Genomic DNA, 5,480 nt, shown 5'->3' on the forward strand with positions numbered 1-5,480 from the left:
TCTATCCGGCCACCGACGCGCCCGGCACGATTACACCCTCAAATGCGATGAGCCGGTTTATGCGTGAAACCGTTCGCCGACCTCTCCAGTGACTGAACACTCTCCAATGCGGAGTAGGCGCCCGTGCTGCGCAGCTAGAAGGCTCCGACTGTCGACCCTGCCCGCTTCCTCGAGGAGCACCTCGCCCCGAGCGTCCTCGGACCTGCTACGGACAGATATTGACGACGTTCGTCAACGCCCTGCTCTCCGGTGGACGGCCCGACGCCGGTCTACCGGACGGCCAGCCCCGAGCTGGTGAACAGGCGCAATCCTGCCGAGCCGGCGTCCAGATCCCGGTGCTTGTAACTGCGGAAGGGGCAAGCATGTCCCGGCTGGTTGCTGGGTACCAGGGCCGAGCCGATCAAGCCCCCACCAGTGTGGTGGCGACTCGCTACCGGCTCAGGATCAGAGGCCGGGCGCCTGGCCTTCTGCCGCGACCTGGTTGCCCGCGGCACGGCGGCGCAAGGGCCGGGTCGGGTTGGTCACCATTGGCGCACACGCCGGCCTCGCAGCCGAAATGGCGCCCGTCGGCTTAGGGGCAAGTGACTGTACTCGCTCTCTTTTTGTCTGGCGGCGTTCTTTGGCCCGATCGCCGGCGGCTGACTTCTCAGCTGGGCGGGAGCACCTGCTCACAGCCGCCGGAGCCGCCACCCTGGCAGAACCGCTGGTGGAACTATCGACGACGGCGGCCGTCCGCTCCACCATCGCCGCCGGCACGGCCCCCGGAGTGCTCAGCGCACTGGCCGTCCGTGACGACCTTGCCCTGCACCGGCTCGTCGCCGTCCCCGACCGCGGGCTGCCCCTGCGCCGCACCCTGACCGCCATCTGGCAGACCGGCCCCGCACCCCCGCCCGGACCGGCCCGGGACCTTGCAGCCATCGCCGCCAAAGCTGTCCCGGGAACCGGCACCCGCCGGAAGGCTTGAAACCCGCGCGGTTGCAATGCTTTGCGTGATTGCACGGGGTGTATTCATGTGATTGTGTGCTGGAGGCAGGGATCAACCGGCGTTGCGCGGAGCGAACATGATCACGGCTACTCCGAGCAAGCAGATCACCGAACCGGTGATGTCCCACCGGTCGGGCCGGAAGCCGTCGAAGATCATTCCCCACGCCAGGGAGCCAGCCATGAATACGCCCCCATAGTCGGCGAGGATCCGACCGAAGTGGGGATCAGGCTGCAAGGTCGCGGCGAAGCCATAGATGCCCAGAGCCAGGACCCCGAGTCCGGCCCACCACCAGTCCTTACCGTCGCGGGCCGCCTGCCATACGAGCCACGCCCCGCCGATCTCCGCCGCTGCGGCCAGGATGAACAGGATGATCGTTCTTGCAGTGGTCTCGGATTCATCATGGCAGTGCCCGGCCGCTCATCCGTGAAGGGCCTCTCCGGCCACACTGTGGCCGCGTGCGCAGTGTTCAGGCGGCTCTCTATAACGAAGGAATCCGAGAACGACCTCAATCGAGAATTGAAGGCGTGCCAGGCCTTCGGGAGAAGCACCTCGATAACAGTTCTCGAATCGCACGGCCGATCAAGGTGAACCGTACCGGGTTTTAGGCTGTCTTCTTGCTGGTGGCCTCGTCGTCTGATGAGGCGTCTATTTGAGCATAGTAGTTCTGCTCGAACTCGTCGGGCGGGATCATGGCCAGGGTGCTGGGGACATACGATCGCGGTTTGACGAGATCGCGCTCTCGTTGGTGCAGCACCGACGATGGCTAATGGCATGCACTGCCGCAGAACGTAAGCAGGCAGCTCAGACTTATCTGTCCGAGGTAGCCGATGGGTGGTGTATGCCGGCCACGTTTGCAACAGAGCTGCGGGACCGCGCGATGGAACTCGGCCGGAAACCCCAAAGATAGATTCCCAGACTGTGAACCGGGTTGCGGTGCTCCCACCCTCAGACCGATTCGAAGACAAAACAGGCCAAGGTCCAAGGCTCTTTGGAGTGGTGGATCAGCTGTCCCCTAAGGGGCCCCGGGACTCCTCCAGGGGGATAAATCGGTTTTCGTAAAGCTCGCGAACGCGAACATGCTCGTCGATGGGTGTTGCTTCCAAAATCGTCGCTATGAGCGTCTTCATGAACTGTGCCACCCCCAGGTCATCAGGGACCTGCTCCTCGACGAGCCTGGCAGTCCCAGCAGGATCTTCATCGTCCCAGTCGACTAGGACTAAGGCAGTAGTCGTGTAGCCGTGCCCGTCGCCGCGGTCCCGAAGTTTCCGCATCATGTCAATGGTCCGGGCGAAGGCACCCGGTTCGTCTCGAACGATGGTCCCTCGCTGGACAAAACCGAATCCAACGGCGGCGAGTGGATACCTCCCTCGGAGGTTTGCGGCATCACCGTAGGCTTCTTCGAAGCGGTTTGACAGGTTCTTTCCGAAGGATGAACTCATAGCCTTGGTAGAGAGAATCAGTTCGGGTCCTCGGTCCCATCGCGCGATGGCAACATCAACTTGTTTTACGTAGGCCCGGCCAAGTATTCGCGCATCAGCTGCCCCAAGACCTCTCGAATCGATGGATTCTCTGACCTCCGCTGCCAGATTTTTGGGCAGCTTTTCCAGTAGTGCCATGATGTCCTGGGACACGACCCGAGGCCTGCTGGCCCTCGGCCAGACTTCATCCGGGCCGAATCCAGCCCGCCGGAGCTCGTGAGCAAACCACGAGTCGATGGCCTTGGCGAATCGTCCGCTCTGGGACTTATCTCCGGCCGCCAACGGGACCGAGAGAAGGCGGCACAATAGGTCATGGTCCGGCACAAATTCCGGCGCCCCGGGCGTGTGATGCTGCCAGGGACTTGCCGTTGAGGCCCCGGCTAGTATCGCGTCAAAATCTGAGAAAGCATCGCGGCTAGCCACGGATGGCCGGCTTGGATCGTGCCTTGCGTCGGTTAAACAGGGCGTGCTGGGCGGATTTGAGTTCCTGGATATCGGAGTCGGTGAGGCCCAGCCCGTCTTTGAGGACGACGCCGTCAACCAGTTCAACGGCACGTGGCAGTTCGCCGTCGCGTAGAGCGGCTGCAACGCGCGAACGGATCGCATGAAGGGCTTCTGCCTGCGCGGCAACAAGAGCTGGCCCGGGGACGGGCAATAGATCCGCTTCTTTGGGCTCGATCTTCAGCATGCCTCCCCCATATGCTCGGCCCACTGTTTCAGCGCCCAACATGGTCAGCGTGTTAATGGACGCAAGCGGCAGAAGCTCGCGTCCAAGTTCCCTGTGTTCCAGATGGAAGTAGACACCGTGGACGGAGTTGAGGTGGTGCACCCCTGCGTTGTTGGTTGTCAGACGGGGTGTGTCGGCATTCATATACGTCAGGAACAAGTCCGGGATGGACACCAGTGGGACCCTCCACCAGGGGGAACGGACACGACACTTGTAGGCATCGTTGACCCTATCCGTTTCGCCTTCTAGGACGAGGGCCTCCCCCGCTGGAGAGGGGGCGCCTGCCGGACGGAACAGGTAGGTCGCTTTTCCCTCCTCGCTGAGCTGCCTCAGCCGCCGGGAGCTCAGTTCCAGGCCCCGCAAGTGTCGGCTGCCTGGTGGAGATATCCGTACGAGGTCGTTTCTGCTGAGTCCTCGTTCTTTCACCTGCTCCCAAGTGAGAGCGAAGAAGGAATTATTGCCTGTCACCGCACCCAGCGACGTTTCTCCCCAATGGTGAAGGACAGAAAAGCCATCACCCGAGAGTGCCGCGTCGTAGATGGAACGCGCCCGCGGACCGACCATGGCGGCCGTCCATTTGTCTCCTGCGGCCCCGGGGATCCAAGTACTCGGCGCGTCCATCGAGGGGAGGTCCTGGACGCTTTCCGCCTGGAATAGCGTGAAGCGGTCGGTGGGTCCCTCACGGAAACCCTCGGCCAGCAACAAAACTACTTCTTCTTGGACTGTCGGGAAGACTCGTTCGCTGAACAGCACGAGCTCGACCTTCTTGAAGTGTTCAAGAAGAAATCTACGGACAGGAGCTGCGTAGTTAACTGACAGCAGCTCGGCCGGCAACACCAGTCCCAGTCGACCGCCGCGTCGAAGGAACTGCGCGGAATGAACCACGAAGGCTGCCCAACTCGATGCGAGCTCACTCAGGTCTACCCCGGCTGCGGCAGCTGCGCTCCGTGATCTCCCGCGGGATTCGCCTGCGTGTTCCTGGTACCGGATATACGGAGGATTTCCGATCACGCAATCGTGCACCGGGTCGGGGGCGACGCTGAAAAAGTCACTAACACGAACGTGTGCTTCGATCCCCGCGTCTGCCAGGATCATCTCCGCGAAACGGGCTGAGGTCTCAAACAGTTCGACACCGGAGTAGCTCACGTTCGGGAGCTTTCGTTCCTTGGCGAACATGCCAGCGGAAAGAAGAAAGGCTGCTTCGCCGCAGGACGGTTCCAAGACTCTAGAGGTGCCATCCGTCATGGCCCAGCTAGCAATGTAGTCGGCCACCGCTGAGGGCGTGAAAAAAGCCCCACGGGCCTTCCTCAGCTCGTTCGTATCGTCTTCGCGAAGTACATCTAGCACTCCGACAGTCTTCCACAGGGGGCCGCCAATATTGGACTGTTGACCCGCGGCACACGTGGCCGGAACAGAGGACGATAGGTAGTCAGCACTCCCACGTATCGTGGCAGCATGGACAGCCAATTCATTGACCCCGACGCTCCCGACACCTTTCCGGCAGCCGTGAAAACCCGGCTGGCTGAGCTGACCCAGATGTCGGACCTCGAAGCGCTCGAAAGTGAAGCCGCGTTCATCAGCTCCTTAACCGGCTCCCGCCTCCGAGCATTCCACTTCAGCCGGCTGCTCCCCCACGAATTCGATCTCGTGCGGCTCGAGGGTCTGAGACCGTTCAGCCGAGATCTATTCACACGGCGAATCCAGCTCGCGGTTCACCACGGCCATCTCAACGATCACAGCGCTAGTACACTCATGGCCACTTCCATGTACGGAACCGATGACGGACTGCGCTCTTACTTCCAAGACCAGCTGCCGAAGAGGGAAGGGCAGGTCCATGCCTGCATAGGTTCCACGAAATTCACCACACCGTCCGACTTCGAACTCCTCCAGGGAAAATGGGGCGGCGAAGGGATCTACTTTGCGGCTGACAATCGGATGGATCCAGGCCCTCCTCAACCTGGCTTTCCTGTGCTCATCGAGCTGGCACTGCGCATCGACAACGCAATTCGCCCGATGCACTTCAACCCCCCTCTTTCATCCGTCCTGTCCCGAAAAGAGGATGAACTCTCAGGCGATGTTCGAGTGGATGCTGCCGTGGGCGCCGAAGAAATAGTCAAAATACTGAAGCCAGGAGATGCCGACTATGACCAATACGCTGGACTTGAGCAATCGTAATGCGATGATCCCCCGGTAGCGTTCGTCCCCGTCGCACGAACCCGATTCGCGAACGAGCCGCTTAACAGGCTCATCGCATTTGAGGGTGTAGTTGGGGTCTGAATCCGCCGGTCTC

5 protein-coding genes are annotated in these 5,480 nt (G+C 61.4%); 2 read left to right on the forward strand and 3 right to left on the reverse strand.

The window, feature by feature from the left end:
• Positions 1-619 precede the first annotated feature (619 nt).
• The gene (locus OCL88_RS20635) at positions 620-964 is read left to right on the forward strand and encodes a LysR substrate-binding domain-containing protein (protein WP_264963786.1); all 345 of its coding nucleotides are present in this window, start codon (positions 620-622) and stop codon (positions 962-964) included.
• Between the two features lie 72 nt (positions 965-1,036).
• Here OCL88_RS20635 and OCL88_RS20640 read toward each other — a convergent pair whose 3' ends face one another.
• From OCL88_RS20640 to OCL88_RS20650, 3 genes are all read right to left on the reverse strand, one after another.
• Entirely contained in the window at positions 1,037-1,357 is a 321-nt protein-coding gene (locus OCL88_RS20640) for a YnfA family protein (RefSeq protein WP_264963790.1), read from the reverse strand.
• A gap of 629 nt (positions 1,358-1,986) precedes the next feature.
• On the reverse strand, positions 1,987-2,616 hold the full coding sequence (locus tag OCL88_RS20645; RefSeq protein ID WP_264963787.1) for a hypothetical protein: 630 nt from the start codon (positions 2,614-2,616) through the stop codon (positions 1,987-1,989).
• 262 nt (positions 2,617-2,878) lie between these two features.
• Positions 2,879-4,537, reverse strand: a complete 1,659-nt coding sequence (locus OCL88_RS20650; protein ID WP_264963788.1) for a class I SAM-dependent DNA methyltransferase — start codon at positions 4,535-4,537, stop codon at positions 2,879-2,881.
• Positions 4,538-4,645: 108 nt separating this feature from the next.
• On the opposite strand from OCL88_RS20650, the gene OCL88_RS20655 reads away from it, so the two are divergent.
• Positions 4,646-5,365 carry a hypothetical protein gene (locus OCL88_RS20655; RefSeq protein ID WP_264963789.1) on the forward strand — a complete coding sequence of 240 codons (720 nt, stop codon included), beginning with the start codon at positions 4,646-4,648 and terminating at the stop codon, positions 5,363-5,365.
• Positions 5,366-5,480: the final 115 nt, after the last annotated feature.

Source organism: Paenarthrobacter sp. PAE-2 (assembly GCF_026013155.1).
Lineage (GTDB): Bacteria > Actinomycetota > Actinomycetes > Actinomycetales > Micrococcaceae > Arthrobacter > Arthrobacter ureafaciens.

Coding starts and splice junctions, on each gene's coding strand:
- OCL88_RS20655 (WP_264963789.1), top strand. CDS start 4,646: ATGGACAGCCAATTCATTGACCCCGACGCTCCCGACACCTTTCCGGCA.